Below are 19,337 nucleotides of genomic sequence, written 5' to 3'. Positions count from 1 at the left end.
TGGATGGAGTCGCAACGCCATGGCGGTTGCGGGAACAAGCAGGGCAGTGAAAATGGCATCAACCTATGCACGCGATCTCGTTATCGATCTCTCCGGCCCGTGGCGGCTGGCTTCGGCTGAAGGTGATCATAGCACCAGCATGACAATCCCGGGCGATGTCCATACGGCCTTGCGCGAAGCATCGATCATTCCCGATCCGTATTTTGGCAGAAACGAGAATGACGTCCAGTGGGTGGCGCATCGCGACTGGATCATCGAGCGCAGTTTCGTGGTCGATGATGTCGACGCCGGTTGGTATCTCGATATCGACAATCTCGACACGGTGGCCGTCGTCTTCGTCAATGATGCGCCTGTCCTGACAGCCGACAATTGTTTCCGCCGCTATCGGCCCGATGTGACCTCGGCTCTCCAGCCGGGTGAAAATGTCATCCGCATCCATTTCCATTCCAGCATCAAGGCAGGCGCCGACCGCCAGGCGGCGCAGCCTTTCTATGTGCCCTACCACCCCGGCAACTCACCCATCCCCAACGGCAATCTTCTGCGTAAACCGCAGTGCCATTTTGGCTGGGACTGGAACATCGCGATCGCCCCACTCGGCCTTTATGGAAACATCCTACTGCGCCGGCTCGAGACGGCGCGCATCGAGCACGTCACCACCACCCAGCATCATAAGGATGGCGGTGTGGAACTGCATGTGGAGGTGGCGCTCCATGCCGCTCAGCCCGGCAGTTTGCCTGTGCATTTGTCGCTCGGCGACGAGAGGCTGAGGCTCGATTGTGGTGTCACTGCTGGTGAGACCGTCATTCGTCACGTGTTCTTCGTCGAAAATCCCAAGCTTTGGTGGCCCGCAGGTAGCGGCGAGCAGGCGCTCTACACGCTGAGTGTCGAACTGCCGGATGAGACCCTGACGCGCCAGATCGGCTTTCGCACCGTCGAGCTTCTGACCGATAAGGATGAGGCTGGCAGCCGCTTTGCGCTCCGCGTCAACGGCCGCGAAATCTTCTGCCGCGGTGCGAATTGGATTCCGTCTGACGCACTGTTTTCTCTCTCAAGTGCGCAGAAGACCGAAGACCTGCTTCTCTCCGCCGTCGAAGCCCACATGAACATGATCCGCGTCTGGGGTGGTGGCTTCTACGAACCGGACTGGTTCTACGATCTCTGCGACAGGTTGGGTCTGATGGTCTGGCAGGACTTCATGTTCGCCTGCAATCTCTACCCCTGCACCGAAGACTTCCTCGACAATGTCGAGCTTGAGGTCGACTACCAAGTGAAGCGTCTTGCCTCTCATCCTTCGATTGCGCTCTGGTGCGGCGATAACGAGTTGGTCGGCGCACTGAACTGGTTCGAAGAATCGCGCAACAACCGCGATCGCTATCTGGTGGCCTATGATCGCCTCAACCGCACCATCGAGCGCGCATTGAAGAAGGCCGCGCCATCGGCGATCTGGTGGCCCTCAAGTCCGGCCTCCGGCTATCTCGACTATGGCGATGCCTGGCACGCAGATGGTTCCGGCGACATGCATTACTGGTCCGTCTGGCACGAGAACAAGTCTTTCGACGATTACCGGACAGTGCGTCCGCGTTTCTGCTCGGAATTCGGTTTCCAGTCCTATACGTCCATGCCAGTCATCCGCACCTATGCGGACAACAAGGACATGAACATCGCATCCCCGGTGATCGAACTCCACCAGAAGAATGCGGGCGGCAATGAGCGGATTGCGGGAACGATGTTCCGCTATTTCCGCTTCCCCAAGGACTTTGAGAATTTCGTCTACGTGAGCCAGGTGCAACAGGCGCTCGCCATCAAGACCGCGGTCGAATATTGGCGCTCGCTGAAGCCTCATTGCATGGGCACGCTCTATTGGCAGCTCAACGATACCTGGCCTGTCGCCTCATGGTCGAGCCTCGACTATGGCGGCAACTGGAAAGCCCTGCATTATGCGGCGCGGCGCTTCTTTCAGCCAGTCGCGGTGTCAGCCATTCCGTCTGAAGACGGCAAGTCCCTTCTGTTCTCCATGGTCAACGACACGCTGGACGATGTCGAAATCGACATGAACATCTTCGCCCTGGCGCTGGATGGCGTCCGCATTCCGCTGAAATCCGCCAGTGGCACCTGCGGGCCGGATGCCGCCGCGCTGTTGACCGAGATCGATCTCGATCAACTTCCGGCTGGCGCGCTGCTCTCCTGGAACTTCATCGCCTCCAACGGCATGATGGGCGAGGGGCATCATGTGCGCGAGACCTACAAGGCACTTGATCTTCGGCCATCCGCTCTAAGCTATCAGGTGAAGGCGCTGGACAACGGAGACGTCGAGGTCGAGGTTCAGGCAGAGGGCTTGGCGCTCTTCGTCATGGTGGAAGCCGATGTTGCCGGGCGCTACTCCGACAATCTCTTTGACCTCGCTGCCGGAGAAAGCCGTCGCATCGTCTTCTCTCCGAGCGAAAAGTCGCAGACCGCTAAGCCGTCGTTCAAGGTGTTCGATCTTTACACGTCGCAGTCCCAGGCTTGAAAGCCGACGGTGATCTTCTAAAGCGTATCGCGATCTTTCAGATTCGCTTACACGCTCTAGATATCTGTTTTGTCGCATGTCGTTATCGCAAAACCGCTGCACACTTTTGCGCGACATGCTTTAGTCTAACCGCACCACGATCCGCCACCTCTGCGGCGGATCAGCGATTCCACACAAGGGAGGAAATCCATGGCCTGGCAACCGGCTGAAAACCGCTACGAATCCATGAAGTACAATCACTGCGGCCGCACGGGCCTCAAGCTTCCGGCCATATCGCTTGGCCTCTGGCACAATTTCGGCAACGACTTCTCCCACAAGACGAAACAGGAGATTTGCCGCAAGGCCTTCGATCTCGGGATCACTCATTTCGACCTTGCCAACAATTACGGCCCGCCTCCAGGCAGCGCGGAGAGTGCCTTCGGCGAAATCCTGAAGACCGATTTTGCCGGTTATCGCGATGAGCTGATCATCTCTTCCAAGGCGGGTTACAATATGTGGCCAGGTCCCTATGGCGAGTGGGGCAGCCGTAAATATCTGATTTCGTCCTGCGACCAGAGCCTGAAGCGCATGGGTCTGGATTACGTGGATATCTTCTACTCACACCGCTTCGATCCGGATACGCCTCTGGAAGAGACCTGTGGTGCGCTCGATCATATCGTGCGTTCGGGCAGAGCGCTTTATGTCGGTATCTCGTCCTACAACTCCCAGCGCACCCGCGAGGCTGCGGCGATCCTCAAGGATCTTGGTACGCCCTGCATCATTCATCAGCCGAGCTATTCGATGATCAACCGCTGGATCGAAGAGGACGGTCTTGTCGATACGCTGGAAGAACTCGGCATCGGCTCCATCGTCTTCTCTCCGCTCGCACAGGGTATGCTGACCACAAAGTATCTGAACGGCGTTCCGGATACGAGCCGCGCCAGTCAGAACAAGTCGCTCAATCCTGCCTTCCTCAATGAGCGCAACATCGAGAATATTCGTGGGCTCAACGCGATTGCCGAACGACGCGGACAGACGCTGGCGCAAATGGCCATTGCCTGGGTGCTGCGAGGCGGCCGGATTACGTCTGCACTGATTGGCGCAAGCCGGCCAGAGCAGCTGGAGGATTGCGTGAAGGCACTGGAAAAGCCGGACTTCACCGCAGAAGAACTGGCCGAGATCGATCGTTATGCACGCGATGCCGACATCAACCTCTGGGCCAAATCTGCCGAACTGAAAAAGTGAGGCGAGGTTACCGCTCGGGCGTCTCAGCCCGAGCGGCCACTGACGAGTCGCTGATCATATTAGATATCGCGAACTTTAAGTTCATCCTCTAAGTCATCGTCAATGTTACCATATTGTAATTTTCTACTTCAGTTTCCGTTCATACTCGGCGCGATAGGGTCACCCCATCACAACAGGAAAGGAAAGACCCATGAAAAAGCTCGTCACCGTTTTTCTGGCTGCGACAATTCTCGCAGCGCCGATGGCTCAGGCGCAGGGTCGCCATGATTACGGGCATGATCGCCGAGGTGTCCACGAACGGACGGTCACCACAAAGAAGGTGATCATCAAGAAGCACCGTTGGGATCGAGGTCAGCGTTTGACGCCCGCTGAGCGACGTCACTTTGTCGATCGTCGCGAGTATCGCCGCTACCACCTCAGAGAGCCGCGTCGCAATGAGCGCTGGGTGCGCGTCGACAACCAGTTTCTGCTGATCAACGCGGTCAGCGGCCTGATCATCGGCCTCGCCGCGGCACGGTAAATCGTAAAGCAGATGGGAGCGGGCGCATCGAGCGCCCGCTTTCTTTTATCAGATCAGGCAGCCTGTCTGTTCCAGTCGGGAAACGGGTCTTTCAGCTCCTGCCAGTTTTCCGGCGTGAAGCGCTCGGCCTCAATCAAACAGGCGTCAAGTTCCTGGCGTAGAGCCGCCTCGCTCATCGGGTCAGCGCCGATGAAGACGATCTCCTGACGCCGATCTCCCCAGACCTTGTCCATATAGGGCGCCAGCATCTTCTCGAAGCCCGGATCGTCCGGCCAGCGTGTCTTCGGTACGGAAGACCACCACAGCCCCATCTTGCCGGTTTTCACCAAAGCGCCTGCCTGGCTGATTTCGCCAACATGGTTGGGCCGCGTGGCCAGCCAGAAGAAGCCCTTGGCGCGGATCACGCCCGGCCAGTCACGATTGATGAAGGCATGAAAGCGGGCAGGATCGAAGGGCCGCTTCGCGCGGTAGACGAAGGAGCGGATGCCGTATTCTTCCGTCTCGGGGATGTGGCCCTTGAAGCCGTGCAGTTCCTTGAACCAGAGCGGATGTGTTTCCGCCTTGGCAAAGTCGAACAGCCCGGTGCCAAGCACGGCTTCCAGCTCCACTTTGCCAAAATCGGCCTCGATAAGACGCGCATCGGGATTGAGGCCAACGATGATTTTGCGGGCAGCATCCAGCTCTGCAGGGCTGGCGGCAGAGACCTTGTTCAGAACCACGACATTGGCAAATTCGATCTGTTCGACCAGCAGATCGACCAGTGTGCGGTCGTCGCCGTCACCTGCCGTTTCGCCGCGATCCGCCGAGGAAATCCGCAGATCCGTAATCCTTCAACAGATTGGCGCAATCCACCACAGTGACCATCGTATCCAGCTTCGCGACATCCGACAGGCTTTGACCGTTCTCGTCCCGGAAATCGAAGGTGGCTGCCACGGGCAGGGGTTCGGCAATGCCGGTGGATTCGATCAGCAGGTAATCGAAGCGACCCTGTTCGGCCAGTTGCCTGACCTCGTTCAACAGGTCGTCTCTCAGCGTGCAACAGATGCAGCCATTGGTCATCTCGACCAGTTGCTCTTGCGTGCGTGAGAGATTGGCGCCGCCATCGCGGACAAGAGCCGCGTCGATATTGACCTCGCTCATATCGTTGACGATCACCGCCACCCGCAGACCTTCGCGATTGCTGAGGATGTGGTTGAGGAGGGTGGTTTTGCCGGCTCCGAGAAAGCCGGACAGAACTGTCACGGGCAGCTTCTTTTGCATAAAACACCTCATATGTTATAACGTTACAATTGGGTTTAAAAAGAGAGGCGGTCCTTGCCGCCCCTCGACGCCGGCCCGATCAGGACAGGCAGTTCTTCAGCGAGCTGGCAATGCCACGCATCAGCTTGAAATAAAGGTCCGGTCCGGCTTCGAGCGTGCCAGCTTCCGGGTCCAACGTGCCGGACTTGGCGTTGGTGCCTTCGATGACGACATTGACCAGCTTCGGCTCGAACTGCGGCTCGGCGAAGACGCAGGTTGCGTTGAGTTCCTTCACCTTGGCCTGTATCTGCTTGATGCGGTCGGCACCCGGCATGTTTTCTGGGCTGACGGTGATCGAACCGGCTGTCTTCACGCCGTAGCGATGTTCGAAATACTGGTAAGCATCATGGAAGACGATAAAGGGCTTGTCCTTGATAGGCGCGATGGTCGCTGCAATTTCCTTGTCCAGCGCGTCGAGATTATCGACCAGCTTCTTGGTGTTTTCCTGGTAGGTCTTGGCGTTTGCCGGATCGGCGGTCATCAGGGTCTTTTCGATTTCCGTTGCCATGGCTTTGGCGTTTGCCGGATCGAGCCACAGGTGCATGTCATCCTCGCCATGGTCATGACCATCTTCATGGGCGTGTTCGTGCTCACCCTCATGCGCGTGGTCGTGGCCCTTTTCGCCTTCATGCGCATGATCATGACCCTCATGATCATGTCCTTCATGGTCATGCGTATCCTCGCCCTCATGGGCATGGTCGTGACCTTCCGCCTCTGCGTGGTCATGACCTTCATGGTCGCCATGGTCATGGGCCTCGAAGGGGCCGCCCTCGCGGAATTTCAGCCTTTCGATGCCGGGCGCATCGTCCAGTTCAACGACGGTTGCCTTGCTGGCCAGTGATTCCAGCGGCTTTTCGAGAAACTTTTCCAGCCCGTCGCCGACCCAGAAGACGACATCGGCGTTCTCCAGCGCCTTGGCATTGGATGGCTTGAGGCTATAGGTATGAGGAGAAGCGCCGCCATCGACGATGACCTGCGGCTCCGCGACACCTTCCATAATGGCCGCCACCAGGGAGTGGATCGGCTTGATCGATACGACGACATTGGGTGCCGCCATGGCGTTGGATGCGCCGATCATGGCGGCAGAGGCGAGGAGGAGGGCGGCGAGTGACTTCATAGGGCATGCTCCACTTGTATCGAAGTGTAATGTTATTACATAAGTTGCGTAACGCTATAACGTATGCCATAGCCATGTGCAACAGCCGCAATCGGAAAATCCCATGCTTCATTCTCCGGCCAAAACCGACGGAAATCTCGTCTCCCTGTCCAGTGCAGGTGTAAGACGCAGCGGGCGTTGGCTGGTGCGCGGCGTGGACTTTTCTGTCCGTCGCGGCGAGATCGTGACGCTCATTGGCCCCAACGGATCGGGTAAATCCACCAGTGCCAAGATGGCGATTGGCGTCATGAAGCCGGATGAAGGAAAGGTCGAGCGTCTGGCTGGCCTAAAGGTCGGCTATGTGCCGCAAAAGCTTTCCGTCGACTGGACGATGCCTTTGACCGTCTGGAGGCTGATGACGCTGACCGGTGCCTTACCCGCAAGAGAGATCGACGCGGCGTTGAATGCCACCGGCATTGCGCATCTCGCCAAGGCCGAGGTTCAGCATCTTTCAGGCGGCGAGTTCCAGCGCGCCCTTCTGGCGCGCGCAATGGCCCGCAAGCCCGATTTGCTGGTGTTGGACGAACCGGTCCAGGGCGTGGATTTTTCCGGCGAGATTGCGCTTTACGATCTCATCAAAACCATCCGTAATTCCACGGGCTGCGGCATTCTACTGATATCCCACGATCTGCATGTGGTGATGGCGGAAACCGACACGGTGATCTGCCTGAATGGCCACGTCTGCTGCCGCGGTACGCCGCAGGCTGTCAGCCAGAGCCCGGAATATATGCGCCTCTTCGGCGGCGCGGCTGCCAAGGGGCTCGCAGTCTATAGCCACCACCATGATCACACGCATCTCCCGGATGGACGCGTGATGCATTCCGATGGCTCGGTAACGGACAATTGCCACCCGGATGATGGGCATCATCACGGCCACGATGACCATGATCACGCACATTCGCATTCCCATGGCGATCATCATGATCATGAGGACTACGCTTGTGGCTGCGGCCATGACCATCACGGGTCCGATGACGCTGCCCATGCGCGTGGAGTGAAACATGTTTGACGACTTCTTCATCCGCGCCATCTTTGCCGGTGTCGGCGTTGCCCTGACCGCCGGTCCGCTTGGGTGTTTCGTGGTGTGGCGGCGCATGGCCTATTTCGGCGACACCATGGCGCATTCGGCGCTACTCGGTGTCGCGCTCTCGCTGCTGTTCCAGCTGAACCTTATCGTCAGCGTTTTTCTCGTCGCAGCAGCGGTGTCTCTGCTTTTGCTCTTGCTGCAGCGCCGCCAGGCCCTTTCGGCGGATGCGCTGCTGGGTATCCTGTCACATTCCGCACTTGCTTTCGGTCTCGTCATCGTCGCCTTCATGACGTGGGTGCGGATCGATCTTGTCGCGTTTCTCTTTGGTGATATTCTTGCCGTCTCCGTCACCGATATTCAGATGGTCTGGGGCGGAGGCATCCTTGTGTTGCTGGCCATCGTCTATCTATGGAAACCGCTTCTGGCCTCAACGGTCAATGCGGAGCTTGCCGAGGCAGAAGGATTGCGACCTGAAAGGTCCAAGCTTCTCTTCATGCTGCTGATGGCGCTTGTCATTGCCATCGCCATGAAGATCGTCGGCATCATGCTGATCACGTCTTTGCTGATCATTCCGGCAGCAACGGCCAGACGCTTCTCCTCGACCCCGGAAATCATGGCGGTGCTGGCCTCGCTGATCGGTGCTGTCGCCGTCATCGGCGGACTGATGGGATCGCTGCAATATGACACGCCGTCCGGCCCGTCGATTGTCGTGGCCGCCGTCTTGCTTTTCGTCTTGAGTCTTTTGCCTGTGCCGGGACGGTCGCGCAGAGCCGAGCAGGGAGTGAACTGATGAACATGAATACGAACGCTAAGAACCTCACGCGCAACCAGTCACTGGTCTACGATGCGCTGTCCCGCTCACAGGCGCCGCTCAGTGCCTACGTTATCCTCGACAAGCTAAGAGACAGCGGCTTTCGCGCGCCCTTGCAGGTCTATCGCGCGCTGGAAAAGCTGATCGAATTCGGTCTGGTCCACCGGCTTGAAAGCCTGAACGCTTTCGTGGCTTGCTCCCATACAAGCGCCGATTGCTGCAGCCATCACCACGGCACGGTGGCCTTTGCCATCTGCAATGCCTGTGGCCAGGTGACGGAGTTCCACGACCACGAGATCGACCATCGCCTGGGCGATTGGGTGAAGGGGCAGAAGTTCAAGGCGGAAAAGACCACGATTGAAATCCGTGGACTATGTGAGGCCTGCGCGATCTAGTCGCAAGCGGACAAAGCCGCAAGACAGCTAGCGAGGCTAAACAGGCTTCAGTTCTTCGGCAAAGCGTTTCCAGTTGGCCACATATTTTTCTGCCGATTTTTTGATGCCCTCGGCTGCCTTGTCGTCCAGCGTGCGAACAACGCGGGCAGGGGAGCCGACGATCAGGGAATTGTCCGGGAACTCTTTTCCCTCCGTGACGAGCGCATTGGCGCCCACGAGGCAATTTCTTCCGATCTTCGCTCCGTTCAGGATCGTCGCGCCCATACCGATCAGGGTATTGTCGCCGATCGTGCAGCCATGAATAATGGCGTGGTGGCCGATGGTGCAGTGGTTACCGATCGTGGCGGGGAAACCCGGATCGCTGTGCACCATCACACCTTCCTGGATATTTGTGCCGCGGCCGACCGTCATCGGCTCGTTATCGCCGCGAAGTGTGGCGCCGAACCAGATGCCGACATCCTCACCCAGTGTGACGGAGCCGATGACATTGGCATCCGGGGCGATCCAGTATCGACCCGGAGCTGGCAGGTTCGGCACTCTTGCGCCAAGGCGATAGATCGGCATGGGGTGGCTCTCCGATTTCTGTTCAAGCGTTAGACGACCTTGACCGTCAGCGTACCGACACCATCCACACCGCACTCCATGGTGTCGCCCTTTACGATGGGGCCGACGCCTGCCGGCGTGCCGGTCATGATCACATCACCTGCGGCCAGCGTGAAAACCTTCGACAGTTCGGCGATGATTTCCGCCGTCTTCCAGATCATCTGATCGAGATCGCCGGATTGCTTGCGTGTGCCGTTCACATCAAGCCAGACCGCACCCTTGTCTGGATGTCCGATCTTGGAGGCTGGAACAAGCGGCGAGATGGGGGCGGAGAATTCGAAGGCCTTGGCGCCTTCCCAGGAGCGGCCCATTTTCTTCAGCGTGTCCTGCATGTCGCGGCGCGTCATGTCGATGCCCACACCATAACCCCATACGTGATCGAGCGCGGTTTCGACCGGAATGTTCGAGCCACCGCTCTTCAGCGCCACGACACACTCGACTTCGTAATGGACGTTGGACGAAAGGTCCGGATAGGGAAAATCCTCACCCGCGGGCAGTAGATTGTCCGGGTTTTTCTGGAAGAAGAAGGGCGGCTCGCGCGATGGATCATGGCCCATCTCGATCGCGTGATCCGCATAGTTGCGCCCGACGCAATAGACCCGTCGCACGGGGAAGGTCTCAGTCGTGCCTTCGACGGGCAGCAGAACGGGTTCGGGGGCGGGGACAACTGTCGCGGGCATGATGGCACTCCTTTTTAGGAGTGGTGTTGTCCCGCAATTTCAAGGCAATTTCCAGTGCTAACTTTTTCGTTTCTTCGCCGTCAGGACAGAAGCCAGACGACATGGCCCGCGACAACGAGGAAGGCCATGATCACCGCCAGCAACCGACCAAGACCCGGATCCGCGTTCGTGTTGCTGTCAGCGCCAACAATGCTTCAGCAGAGAGACTTTTCGTCGGTCTTTTCGCTCATCAAGATCTTCTGTTCCGTTTCGTCACAACGCGCTTTCCGAATCCTGTCTATGGTCCGCGACTCCGCTATACGCATCGCGGATTTGAGATCAGGTGGGTGGATCGTCCAGTCGTTTCGCCTTATATGGACGCAAAACGCCGTTCTTCGAAAGTGCCGACGCGTTATGTCGCGCGGGAAGATAGGCTGGTAATCCGGGATTGGCTGATACGATGACGATGATTTCTCGACGCACGGATGGCACGTCGCATTACGCGCGGGGAAAAGTCTTCGCCGTCGCCCCGATGATCGACTGGACGGATACGCGTTGCCGTTTCCTGCATCGCCAGCTCTCACAGCATGCGCTTCTCTACACGGAGATGATTGTTGCAGACGCGATCATCTATGGCAAACGTGACAAGCTCCTTGAGTATCATCCTCAAGAGCATCCTGTGGCGCTGCAACTTGGCGGTTCGGCTCCCGGCAAGCTCGCAGAGGCTGTGAGGATTGCCGCCGACTATGGGTATGACGAGATCAATCTCAATGTGGGTTGTCCTTCGGACCGTGTTCAGTCGGGTACATTCGGCGCGTGCCTGATGCGCGAGCCTGAAACCGTTGCGGCTTGCGTCGAGGCGATGAAGGCCGTGGCGCGTGTGCCCGTCACCGTGAAGTGCCGCATCGGCGTGGATGACCAGGAGCCGGAAGCCGTGCTCCCGGATTTCATTGCGCGCATGGTTGCTTCAGGCGCAGACGCTGTCTGGATTCACGCCCGCAAGGCCTGGCTTCAGGGCCTGTCGCCCAAAGAAAATCGCGAAGTGCCGCCGCTCGATTATCAGCTCGCTTATCGAATGAAGCAGGATTTTCCTGATCTCTTCATCGGCATCAATGGCGGCATTACCGATCTGGATCAGGCGGAAGAGCATCTGAAACATATGGATGGGGTGATGCTGGGGCGGGCCGCCTACCACAACACCTCGATCCTTGCGGATGTCGATCATCGGATCTATGGCGAGCCTCCGCGCGATCTCGACCCGATTGTCTTGCGCGACGCGATGATGGCCTACGCGGACGATTATGCTGCCAAGGGCGGCCGCCTGAACCACGTGACCCGCCATATGGTCGGTCTTTTCCAGGGACTGCCGGGAGCGCGGCGCTTCCGGCAAATCCTGTCCAGCGATGCGACCAAGCCGGGTGCCGGCTCCGAGGTCATTGCTGCTGCCTTCGACGCGGTCGACTTCGAACGGGCGCCGGTCGCAGTCGACGCATAATCTAGGGCAAGGTCAGACGAGGGTCTGCAGCAGCTGCGCGCCGTTCGGCGCGTTGACCTTGCCGCCGGTAATGAAGAAGGCGAAAACATCGCGCGACGTCTTCTCGGCTTTCCTGTCGGGCGCGATCATCGGGAGGTCGTCGGGCGCGCCGCCAGCTGCATAGGTCTTGAGGCGCGCGCTCCACGCCTTGACGTCCTTCTCCGGATAGCAGGTCTCGATATCGTCCTCACCCTTTTGCAGGCGGCAATAGACGAAGTCGGCCGTCACATCCGGCAGCATAGGATAATCGTGATGATCGGCGCAGACGACAGCGACATTGTGCTTGGCCAGCAACTCGATGAATTCCGGTACCTGGAAGCTGTCGTTGCGCACCTCAACAACATGCTGCAATTTCAACCCGTCCTGCTTTTCCGGCAACAAGGCCAGGAAGGCGGCGAAGTCATCCGGCTCGAATTTTTTCGTCGGCGCAAATTGCCAGAGGATCGGGCCGAGATGATCGCCAAGTTCGGTTAGCCCTTGAGTGAGGAACTTCGTCATCGATTCCTGGGCTTCGGCCAGAACCTTTCGGTTGGTGACGAAACGGCTGGCCTTCAGCGAGAAAATGAAACCATCCGGCACTTCGGACGCCCACTTGGCGAACGTCGCTGGCTTCTGGCTGCCATAATAGGTGCCGTTCACCTCGATCGCCTTCAATTTGGAGCTCGCATATTCCAACTGGCGTTTCTTGGTCAGCTTCTCGGGGTAGAACGTGCCTTCCCAAGGGTCGAAGGTCCAGCCGCCAATACCAGCGCGGATCGTTCCCGACTTGCTCATCCGTCTCTCCCCATCAAAGCGCAGCTGTTATGCGACGGGCGGATCACTCCGCCGCCTGTATGTTTTTTTCCGGATGGCGCTCCAGCAACTCTTTCAAGAATTGGCCGGTGTAGGAGCGCTTCTCTTTGACGATCTGTTCCGGCGTGCCGGCAGCCACGACCTCACCACCGCCGGTGCCGCCTTCAGGCCCGATGTCGATGATGTAGTCAGCCGTCTTGATCACCTCGAGATTGTGCTCGATCACGACGACAGAGTTACCCTGATTGACCAGTTCATGCAGCATTTCCAGCAGCTTCTTCACGTCGTGGAAGTGCAGGCCGGTCGTCGGCTCGTCGAGAATATAGAGCGTTCTACCGGTGGAGCGCTTGGACAGCTCCTTGGCGAGCTTGACGCGTTGGGCTTCACCGCCTGACAAGGTGTTGGCCTGCTGACCGACCTTGATATAGCCGAGACCGACATCGAAGAGCGATTGCAGCTTGTCACGCACGGCAGGAACGGCGGCGAAGAACTCGACGCCTTCCTCCACTGTCATGTCCAGCACATCGGCAATCGATTTGCCCTTGAAGGTCACGTCCAGTGTCTCGCGGTTGTAGCGCTTGCCGTGGCAGACATCGCAGGTGACATAAACGTCCGGCAGGAAGTGCATCTCGATCTTGATGACGCCATCGCCCTGGCAGGCTTCGCAACGCCCACCCTTTACGTTGAAGGAGAAGCGGCCCGGCGCGTAGCCACGGGCTTTCGCCTCTGGCAGACCGGCGAACCAGTCACGGATCGGCGTAAAGGCGCCCGTATAGGTGGCCGGGTTGGAGCGTGGCGTGCGACCGATCGGCGACTGGTCGATATCGATGACCTTGTCGATGAACTCGAAGCCGTCGATACGGTCGTGTTCGGCCGGAATTTCGCGCGCGCCCATGACACGGCGTGCGGCGGACTTGTAGAGCGTTTCGATCAGGAATGTGGACTTGCCGCCACCCGATACGCCGGTAACCGCTGTGAAGACGCCGAGCGGTATGGAGGCCGTGACGTTCTTCAGATTGTTGCCGCGCGCGCCAACGACCTTGATCTCCTTGCCCTTCTTCGGTTTGCGACGTTCGGCAGGAACGGGGACGCCCATTTCGCCGGAGAGATACTTGCCCGTCAGCGAGTTCGGGTTGGCCATCACCTCCTGCGGCGTACCCTCGGCAATGACCTGGCCGCCATGGATGCCGGCAGCGGGGCCGATGTCGACCACGTAGTCAGCCGTCAGAATGGCATCCTCATCATGTTCGACAACGATGACGGTATTGCCGATATCGCGCAGATGCTTGAGTGTTTCCAACAGACGGGCGTTATCGCGCTGGTGCAGGCCGATGGAGGGTTCGTCGAGAACGTAAAGAACGCCGGTCAGGCCGGAGCCGATCTGCGATGCAAGCCTAATACGCTGGCTCTCACCGCCAGACAGCGTGCCGGAATTTCGCGACAGGCTGAGATAATCGAGCCCGACATCATTGAGGAAGCGCAGGCGCTCGCGGATTTCTTTCAAGATCCGAACGGCGATTTCGTTCTGCTTGGCGTTCAGCTTTTCCGGCAGGCCTTCGAACCAGTCACGCGCGACCTTGATCGACATTTCTGTGACTTCGCCGATATGCAGCTTGTTGATCTTGACGGCGAGCGCTTCGGGTTTCAGGCGATAACCGGCGCAGGCCGGGCAGGGGGCTGCCGACATATAACGCTCGATTTCTTCGCGTGCCCAGGCGCTATCGGTTTCCTTCCAGCGGCGTTCAAGATTGGGCACAATGCCTTCGAAATTCTTCACCGTCTTGTAGGAGCGGGCACCATCCTGATACTGGAACTCGATCTTCTCGTCTGTGCCCTTCAGGATCGCTTTCTTGGCGGCATCCGTCAGGTCGCTCCAGCGGCTCGAAAGCTTGAAGCCAAAGGCTTTGCCGAGTGCTTCCAGCGTCTGGTTGTAATAAGGCGATGAGGACTTGGCCCACGGCGCAATAGCGCCATCCTTTAAGGTGCGGGCAGGCTCCGGCACGATCAGCGCCTCATCCACTTTCTGCTGCGAACCAAGCCCGTCACAAGTCGGGCAGGCGCCGAAGGGATTGTTGAAGGAGAAGAGGCGCGGCTCGATTTCCGGAATGGTAAAGCCGGAAACGGGGCAGGCAAATTTTTCGGAAAATAGCACGCGTTCATGTGTCTCGTTCAGAGACTTGTTGGCGGAACCGCCAGCGGATGTTTCTTCCGCAGGCAGCGGCTTGTCAGCAAATTCCGCCACAGCCAGGCCGTCTGCCAGTTTCAGGCAGGTCTCAAGGCTGTCTGCCAGTCGCGCAGCCATGTCCGGGCGTACCACGGCGCGATCCACCACCACATCGATATCGTGCTTGTATTTCTTGTCGAGGGCAGGAACGTCGGCAATCTCGTAGAACTGACCGTCTACCTTGACGCGCTGGAAGCCCTTCTTCATCAGCTCAGCGAGTTCTTTTTTGTACTCGCCCTTACGGCCACGCACGATGGGCGCAAGAATATAGAGACGCGTGCCCTCCTCGAAGGCGAGGATGCGGTCCACCATCTGGCTCACCGTCTGGCTCTCGATCGGCAGACCGGTCACGGGCGAATAGGGAACGCCGACACGCGCGAAGAGAAGGCGCATATAGTCGTAGATTTCCGTCACCGTGCCGACGGTCGAACGCGGGTTGCGCGAAGTCGTTTTCTGCTCGATGGAAATCGCGGGCGACAGACCTTCGATCTGGTCCACATCCGGCTTCTGCATCATTTCCAGAAACTGGCGCGCATAGGCCGAAAGGCTCTCCACATAGCGCCGCTGTCCCTCGGCATAGATGGTGTCGAAAGCCAGCGACGACTTGCCGGAACCGGACAGGCCCGTCATGACGATCAGCTTATTGCGCGGCAGATCAAGGTCGATGCCCTTGAGATTATGCTCGCGCGCGCCGCGGATGGAAATCGTCTTCAATTCACTCATGGCAAGGCTCTGGATTTCAGGTGTTTGGACGGATCGGTTCTTATGTCATCATCTGGAACGGCGTGTCGAGACGATTGACGTTCCGGTATGGTCTTGCCCGGCGCGTTCTCGCCTGGGAATGCTTCTGGATCTGCTTGACTCACTCACCACGCTTTAATAGAACAAAAAAGGAACATATTGCAACCGTGCCCGTTGGCAAGAACATTCCTTGTGGATTGTCGTTCCATTCGCTGCCCATCGCGGCGAGGGATGGTCTATGGTGCGCGGGACTTTTGAACAGGAAAAATGCCGTTCATGACGTTCGGCAGACAGGAAGATAAATATGGCTGGCAGCGTAAACAAGGTTATTCTGGTCGGAAATGTCGGCGCAGATCCAGAAATTCGCCGCACGCAGGATGGCCGTCCGATCGCCAATCTGCGCATAGCGACGTCGGAAAGCTGGCGCGACCGTAATTCCGGCGAGCGCAAGGAAAAGACCGAATGGCACACTGTCGTCGTCTTCAACGAAGGCCTTTGCAAAGTCGTTGAGCAATACGTCAAGAAGGGCGCCAAACTCTACATCGAAGGCGCTCTGCAAACCCGCAAGTGGCAGGACCAGAACGGCAATGACCGTTACTCGACAGAAATCGTTCTCCAGGGCTTCAATTCGACGCTGACCATGCTTGACGGTCGCGGCGAAGGTGGCGGCGGTGGCCGTGGCGGAGATTTCGGCGGCGGTGGCGATTATGCTGGTGGCGGCTCCTATGGTGGTGGCAGCAGCGGCGGTTACGACCAGCAGCCTTCGCGTGGCGGTGCATCGCGCGGCGGCCAGTCGTCTGGAAGCAACTTCTCCAACGATCTGGATGACGATATCCCGTTTTGATGACGGCGGTTGAGGCACGCGTTGTTTTGCGCTCTTATGCCGACTGATAGGACGACATGAAGGGGTGGCGGTTACGCTGCCCCTTCTTTCTTTTGGCCATTGGGGGAGAGGTGGAGGGCAGACCAGACATCACCTTCGCCGCAACCTGCCACATCGCGGATCATCCGGCTTTTACAGCATTCTGGATGCCGGGTTTCCTCGTCGCGTCTATCCTTGGTGGTCGCACGGAAAACGGCTTCGAGCTGAACGGCCTGTCGGCCATTGTCTTCAACAAACATCTCGGAGGCACGATCTCGAACCGGTTGCCGAAGGCGAAACGGTGAGCGTGTTCTTTCCTGTAAATTCCGTGCGCGCTTGATCAGGCCCGATCACCGAGCGGCGACTTTTATGGGAGTCATCAGGGATGCATCTTGGCTCCCTTGCAAATCTTGTCGACGATCTTCTTGTCGGACCGTAACGCAAGGCCGACGAGCTTTGCATTGTCCGGTGCGAACTTTGCAAAGACCTCTCGATTGGCGGCGTCGTGACCGGTCGCGAACATCTCTTCGATATAGGCTGATGCAGTGACATCCCGCTCCAACGTCCGCCGATGGATTGTTCTTAGCGTCTCCTGATCAGCTGTCAGAACCACGATTGGCTGGATCGACATCGGATTGTAGACATTATCCGCGGCATCCCGATATGGTTCGCCGATGATCGCGGGCGATTGAGCAATGATGCCGCTTGTCAGAAAAGCGGTGACGTTAAGCTTTTGCCACGTTGCAAGGTCATCGCGGATGATGATCCCGATTTTGGTGTCGAACATGTCTTACTCCTTTGAAGGTATTGCGGACATCGAGCAACTAGCGGTCCAGCGGGCGCTGGGTCTTGAACGTTCGTGCGTGGATTTTCAGCCGGGCGTGCGCGTGGTTGCGGAAAGTCGAGGGATCGAGCGGACCGAGGTACGGTTCCACGGCAATGGGTTTACACCGCATCGACACGACACTTACGCATTGGGGCTGACCATGCACGGCGTGCAAACCTTTCGCTATCGTGGCGTCGAGCGGTTCAGCATGCCCGGAAACGTCATCGTGCTGCATCCAGATGAAATCCATGACGGGGCTGCTGGTACGGATGCAGGGCTGATCTATCGTATGGTCTACATGCCGCCTGAGTTGATCGGCGCCATCGACGGTTACTCTCGTTCGTTGCCATTCGTGCCGGATCCTGTTGTCGCCAATGCCGAGTTGTCGGGTGCGCTTGCCTACATTCTGTCGGATCTCGATCACGAGCCGGATGACCTTGCCAAGGACGATGCAATCCAGCGGATCGCAACGATTCTGTCTTACGAAGCAGGAGAGCCTCGCAAGCGCGTTACCAAGGTCGCGCAATCGGCCGTCTTGCAGGCGCGGGACTTTCTTCTCAGTCATAGCGACGAACCGGTGCGATCCGCGACGCTCGAGGCGATCACCGGGCTGGACCGCTATGCTTTGGCGCGGCATTTCAGGCAGGTATTCGGCACCAGCCCGCACCGCTATCTCGTCATGCGCCGACTGGCCCGGTCGAAGCAATTGCTGTTGGCGGGAGGCAGCTTGGCGGGCGCGGCAGTCGAAGCAGGCTTTGCGGACCAAGCTCATCTCACGCGGCATTTTCGCGATGCCTTTGGCATCACGCCTGGACGGTGGTTGGCGTTGCAGGACGGTAGGCCCTGAAAGCGTTTCACCGAATTTGGGATTTTCCCCGCCAAGAACGCTGAGCCAAGCGCGATTGCTCCCAGAATTACCGATCCCCAGAACAATGCGCGCGGCGTTCCATTATAGCATTGGCCTATGAGCGAGCCGAGCAAGGTCGCACCCAATTGCTGGATCGCTCCGAATGCCGATGCGGCCGTACCGGCGATTTTTCCAAGATTCATCATTGAGAGGGCTCCAAGCGTTGCGTCTGCCCATGTGAACATCGCCATCATCGCGGTGATGATAAGAAGGAGCAGCCAGAACGGCAGGAGGTTAAGATAAAGCATAATCAACGCCATACCGGCGAAAGCGATGTGGGTTGTGAGCGCGGTGATGCCTACAGCCTGCGCGCCGAACGAGGGGATCAGGCGCGAACAAGCGAAGGCTGCAATTGACTGGACGACTGCTGTACCCGCCATCGCAAGCGCGAAGTGACCTCCCAGCCCGTAAGCTTGACCATAAAGCGGTTGGGCAGTTGCGATGAAGCCGTAAAGTGTGCCGAGCAGCAGCATAGCTGCTATGCCATATCCAATCGCGCTGCGGTCTCCGGCAATAATAGCCAGCCCGGCCCAGACCGAGCGGAAGCTTAGGGGCCGCCTGTCCGCGGGAGCCAGCGTCTCCGGCAATCTCCACCATGTCCAGACCAGTATCACAAGCCCAAGTACCGCCATCGTAAAAAAGACGCCGCGCCAACCGCTGACCATCAAAATGACTTGGCCCATCAGCGGCGCGAGAGTGGGCATGATAAGGAACACCATCAAGACGAGCGACATGGCTTTCGCCATCTCGTTTCCAGAATAGCGATCTCGCAAGATGGCCTGGGACAGGCGAGTCGTGCCAGCTCCTGCTCCTTGAATGAACCGAAGAACAAGCATCATTTCCATGCTCTGCGCAAAGGGCGCGAGGAGCGAGGCGCCCACGAATACGAGAAGCCCACACAGGATGGGTGGGCGACGGCCACAGCGATCTGCGACTGGGCCGACGACAAAGGATGATATTGCTGCCCCAAGGAGGAAAGCGCCGATGGTTAGTTGCGCACGATTGGACGAAGAGGACACCAATGCCACACCGATATCCGGTAGAGCAGGGAGCATGATGTCGAGGGAAATCGAGCTAAGCCCGTAAGGGCTGCAACGAGAAGGACGAGTTCGCTTCGTCCGAGGCCAGTGATTCTAGATAATTTGTGCACCCACCGGCAACGACATGACCGTCCAGATCAACCCCGGAACGTGCGGTCGTTACCGGCCCAACATTGCACAAGAAAAGCGGATGGGCAATTAGCGACGC

General features: G+C 58.2%; 17 protein-coding genes and 1 pseudogene. 10 read left to right on the top strand and 8 right to left on the bottom strand.

Annotated elements, in window-relative coordinates; all coding sequences use genetic code 11:
• The first annotated feature begins 52 nt into the window (after positions 1–52).
• From QE408_RS16400 to QE408_RS16390, 3 genes are all read left to right on the top strand, one after another.
• Positions 53–2,509: a beta-mannosidase gene (locus QE408_RS16400; protein WP_306933009.1), complete on the top strand. Its 2,457-nt coding sequence runs from the start codon at positions 53–55 to the stop codon at positions 2,507–2,509.
• A 189-nt stretch (positions 2,510–2,698) separates the two neighbouring features.
• The gene (mgrA, locus tag QE408_RS16395) at positions 2,699–3,733 is read left to right on the top strand and encodes an L-glyceraldehyde 3-phosphate reductase (protein WP_306933007.1); all 1,035 of its coding nucleotides are present in this window, start codon (positions 2,699–2,701) and stop codon (positions 3,731–3,733) included.
• A 190-nt stretch (positions 3,734–3,923) separates the two neighbouring features.
• A complete protein-coding gene (locus QE408_RS16390) occupies positions 3,924–4,253 on the top strand; it encodes an RcnB family protein (protein ID WP_062427394.1) in 330 nt (109 codons plus the stop codon).
• Positions 4,254–4,306: 53 nt separating this feature from the next.
• On the opposite strand, the pseudogene zigA reads toward QE408_RS16390, so the two are convergent.
• Positions 4,307–5,513: pseudogene (gene zigA / locus QE408_RS16385) on the bottom strand (zinc metallochaperone GTPase ZigA).
• 79 nt (positions 5,514–5,592) lie between these two features.
• Entirely contained in the window at positions 5,593–6,669 is a 1,077-nt protein-coding gene (locus QE408_RS16380) for a zinc ABC transporter substrate-binding protein (RefSeq protein ID WP_306933003.1), read from the bottom strand.
• A 103-nt stretch (positions 6,670–6,772) separates the two neighbouring features.
• Between QE408_RS16380 and znuC the strand changes: the two genes are divergently transcribed.
• Genes znuC through zur form a run of 3 tightly spaced genes read left to right on the top strand, consistent with a single transcriptional unit; the run spans position 6,773 to position 8,941 of the window.
• On the top strand, positions 6,773–7,717 hold the full coding sequence (znuC, locus tag QE408_RS16375) for a zinc ABC transporter ATP-binding protein ZnuC (RefSeq protein WP_306933001.1): 945 nt from the start codon (positions 6,773–6,775) through the stop codon (positions 7,715–7,717).
• A complete protein-coding gene (znuB, locus tag QE408_RS16370; RefSeq protein WP_306932999.1) occupies positions 7,710–8,525 on the top strand; it encodes a zinc ABC transporter permease subunit ZnuB in 816 nt (271 codons plus the stop codon). Before znuC ends, znuB begins: the two co-directional genes overlap by 8 nt.
• Before the next feature lie 5 nt (positions 8,526–8,530).
• Positions 8,531–8,941 (top strand): zinc uptake transcriptional repressor Zur, encoded by a 411-nt coding sequence (gene zur, locus QE408_RS16365; protein WP_373465585.1) that lies wholly within the window; start codon positions 8,531–8,533, stop codon positions 8,939–8,941.
• 36 nt (positions 8,942–8,977) lie between these two features.
• Here the strand turns inward: zur and QE408_RS16360 are convergent, their stop codons facing one another.
• Both QE408_RS16360 and QE408_RS16355 read right to left on the bottom strand, forming a co-directional pair.
• On the bottom strand, positions 8,978–9,505 hold the full coding sequence (locus QE408_RS16360; protein ID WP_306932994.1) for a gamma carbonic anhydrase family protein: 528 nt from the start codon (positions 9,503–9,505) through the stop codon (positions 8,978–8,980).
• Positions 9,506–9,534: 29 nt separating this feature from the next.
• A complete protein-coding gene (locus QE408_RS16355) occupies positions 9,535–10,224 on the bottom strand; it encodes a fumarylacetoacetate hydrolase family protein (RefSeq protein ID WP_306932991.1) in 690 nt (229 codons plus the stop codon).
• Between the two features lie 445 nt (positions 10,225–10,669).
• On the opposite strand from QE408_RS16355, the gene dusA reads away from it, so the two are divergent.
• Positions 10,670–11,698 (top strand): tRNA dihydrouridine(20/20a) synthase DusA, encoded by a 1,029-nt coding sequence (gene dusA / locus QE408_RS16350; RefSeq protein WP_306934827.1) that lies wholly within the window; start codon positions 10,670–10,672, stop codon positions 11,696–11,698.
• A 12-nt stretch (positions 11,699–11,710) separates the two neighbouring features.
• On the opposite strand, the gene QE408_RS16345 is transcribed toward dusA, so the two are convergent.
• Together QE408_RS16345 and uvrA are read right to left on the bottom strand one after the other, a co-directional pair.
• On the bottom strand, positions 11,711–12,511 hold the full coding sequence (locus QE408_RS16345; RefSeq protein ID WP_306932989.1) for a DUF72 domain-containing protein: 801 nt from the start codon (positions 12,509–12,511) through the stop codon (positions 11,711–11,713).
• 43 nt (positions 12,512–12,554) lie between these two features.
• The gene (uvrA, locus tag QE408_RS16340) at positions 12,555–15,476 is read right to left on the bottom strand and encodes an excinuclease ABC subunit UvrA (RefSeq protein ID WP_306932987.1); all 2,922 of its coding nucleotides are present in this window, start codon (positions 15,474–15,476) and stop codon (positions 12,555–12,557) included.
• 322 nt (positions 15,477–15,798) lie between these two features.
• Between uvrA and QE408_RS16335 the strand changes: the two genes are divergently transcribed.
• Together QE408_RS16335 and QE408_RS16330 are read left to right on the top strand one after the other, a co-directional pair.
• Positions 15,799–16,338 carry a single-stranded DNA-binding protein gene (locus QE408_RS16335; RefSeq protein ID WP_306932985.1) on the top strand — a complete coding sequence of 180 codons (540 nt, stop codon included), beginning with the start codon at positions 15,799–15,801 and terminating at the stop codon, positions 16,336–16,338.
• Between the two features lie 110 nt (positions 16,339–16,448).
• Positions 16,449–16,661, top strand: a complete 213-nt coding sequence (locus QE408_RS16330) for a hypothetical protein (protein ID WP_306932983.1) — start codon at positions 16,449–16,451, stop codon at positions 16,659–16,661.
• Positions 16,662–16,735: 74 nt separating this feature from the next.
• Here the strand turns inward: QE408_RS16330 and QE408_RS16325 are convergent, their stop codons facing one another.
• Complete coding sequence (locus QE408_RS16325) at positions 16,736–17,143, bottom strand: DUF2000 family protein (protein ID WP_306932981.1); 408 nt, start codon at positions 17,141–17,143, stop codon at positions 16,736–16,738.
• Between QE408_RS16325 and QE408_RS16320 the strand changes: the two genes are divergently transcribed.
• Positions 17,142–18,029 (top strand): AraC family transcriptional regulator, encoded by an 888-nt coding sequence (locus tag QE408_RS16320; protein ID WP_306932979.1) that lies wholly within the window; start codon positions 17,142–17,144, stop codon positions 18,027–18,029. The genes QE408_RS16325 and QE408_RS16320 overlap by 2 nt on opposite strands.
• On the opposite strand, the gene QE408_RS16315 is transcribed toward QE408_RS16320, so the two are convergent.
• Positions 17,951–19,159: a multidrug effflux MFS transporter gene (locus QE408_RS16315; protein WP_306934826.1), complete on the bottom strand. Its 1,209-nt coding sequence runs from the start codon at positions 19,157–19,159 to the stop codon at positions 17,951–17,953. The genes QE408_RS16320 and QE408_RS16315 overlap by 79 nt on opposite strands.
• Positions 19,160–19,337 lie beyond the last annotated feature (178 nt).

Source organism: Agrobacterium larrymoorei, assembly GCF_030819275.1.
GTDB classification, from domain to species: Bacteria; Pseudomonadota; Alphaproteobacteria; order Rhizobiales; family Rhizobiaceae; genus Agrobacterium; species Agrobacterium larrymoorei_B.
Note: the sequence above shows the minus strand (reverse complement) of the source record. Positions and strands in the feature narration are given on the sequence as shown.

Coding starts and splice junctions, on each gene's coding strand:
- QE408_RS16335 (WP_306932985.1), top strand. CDS start 15,799: ATGGCTGGCAGCGTAAACAAGGTTATTCTGGTCGGAAATGTCGGCGCA.
- znuB (WP_306932999.1), top strand. CDS start 7,710: ATGTTTGACGACTTCTTCATCCGCGCCATCTTTGCCGGTGTCGGCGTT.
- QE408_RS16380 (WP_306933003.1), bottom strand. CDS start 6,669: ATGAAGTCACTCGCCGCCCTCCTCCTCGCCTCTGCCGCCATGATCGGC.
- uvrA (WP_306932987.1), bottom strand. CDS start 15,476: ATGAGTGAATTGAAGACGATTTCCATCCGCGGCGCGCGCGAGCATAAT.
- QE408_RS16360 (WP_306932994.1), bottom strand. CDS start 9,505: ATGCCGATCTATCGCCTTGGCGCAAGAGTGCCGAACCTGCCAGCTCCG.
- QE408_RS16390 (WP_062427394.1), top strand. CDS start 3,924: ATGAAAAAGCTCGTCACCGTTTTTCTGGCTGCGACAATTCTCGCAGCG.
- QE408_RS16400 (WP_306933009.1), top strand. CDS start 53: ATGGCATCAACCTATGCACGCGATCTCGTTATCGATCTCTCCGGCCCG.
- zur (WP_373465585.1), top strand. CDS start 8,531: ATGAATACGAACGCTAAGAACCTCACGCGCAACCAGTCACTGGTCTAC.
- QE408_RS16345 (WP_306932989.1), bottom strand. CDS start 12,511: ATGAGCAAGTCGGGAACGATCCGCGCTGGTATTGGCGGCTGGACCTTC.
- QE408_RS16325 (WP_306932981.1), bottom strand. CDS start 17,143: ATGTTCGACACCAAAATCGGGATCATCATCCGCGATGACCTTGCAACG.
- QE408_RS16320 (WP_306932979.1), top strand. CDS start 17,142: ATGTCTTACTCCTTTGAAGGTATTGCGGACATCGAGCAACTAGCGGTC.
- mgrA (WP_306933007.1), top strand. CDS start 2,699: ATGGCCTGGCAACCGGCTGAAAACCGCTACGAATCCATGAAGTACAAT.
- dusA (WP_306934827.1), top strand. CDS start 10,670: ATGATTTCTCGACGCACGGATGGCACGTCGCATTACGCGCGGGGAAAA.
- znuC (WP_306933001.1), top strand. CDS start 6,773: ATGCTTCATTCTCCGGCCAAAACCGACGGAAATCTCGTCTCCCTGTCC.
- QE408_RS16355 (WP_306932991.1), bottom strand. CDS start 10,224: ATGCCCGCGACAGTTGTCCCCGCCCCCGAACCCGTTCTGCTGCCCGTC.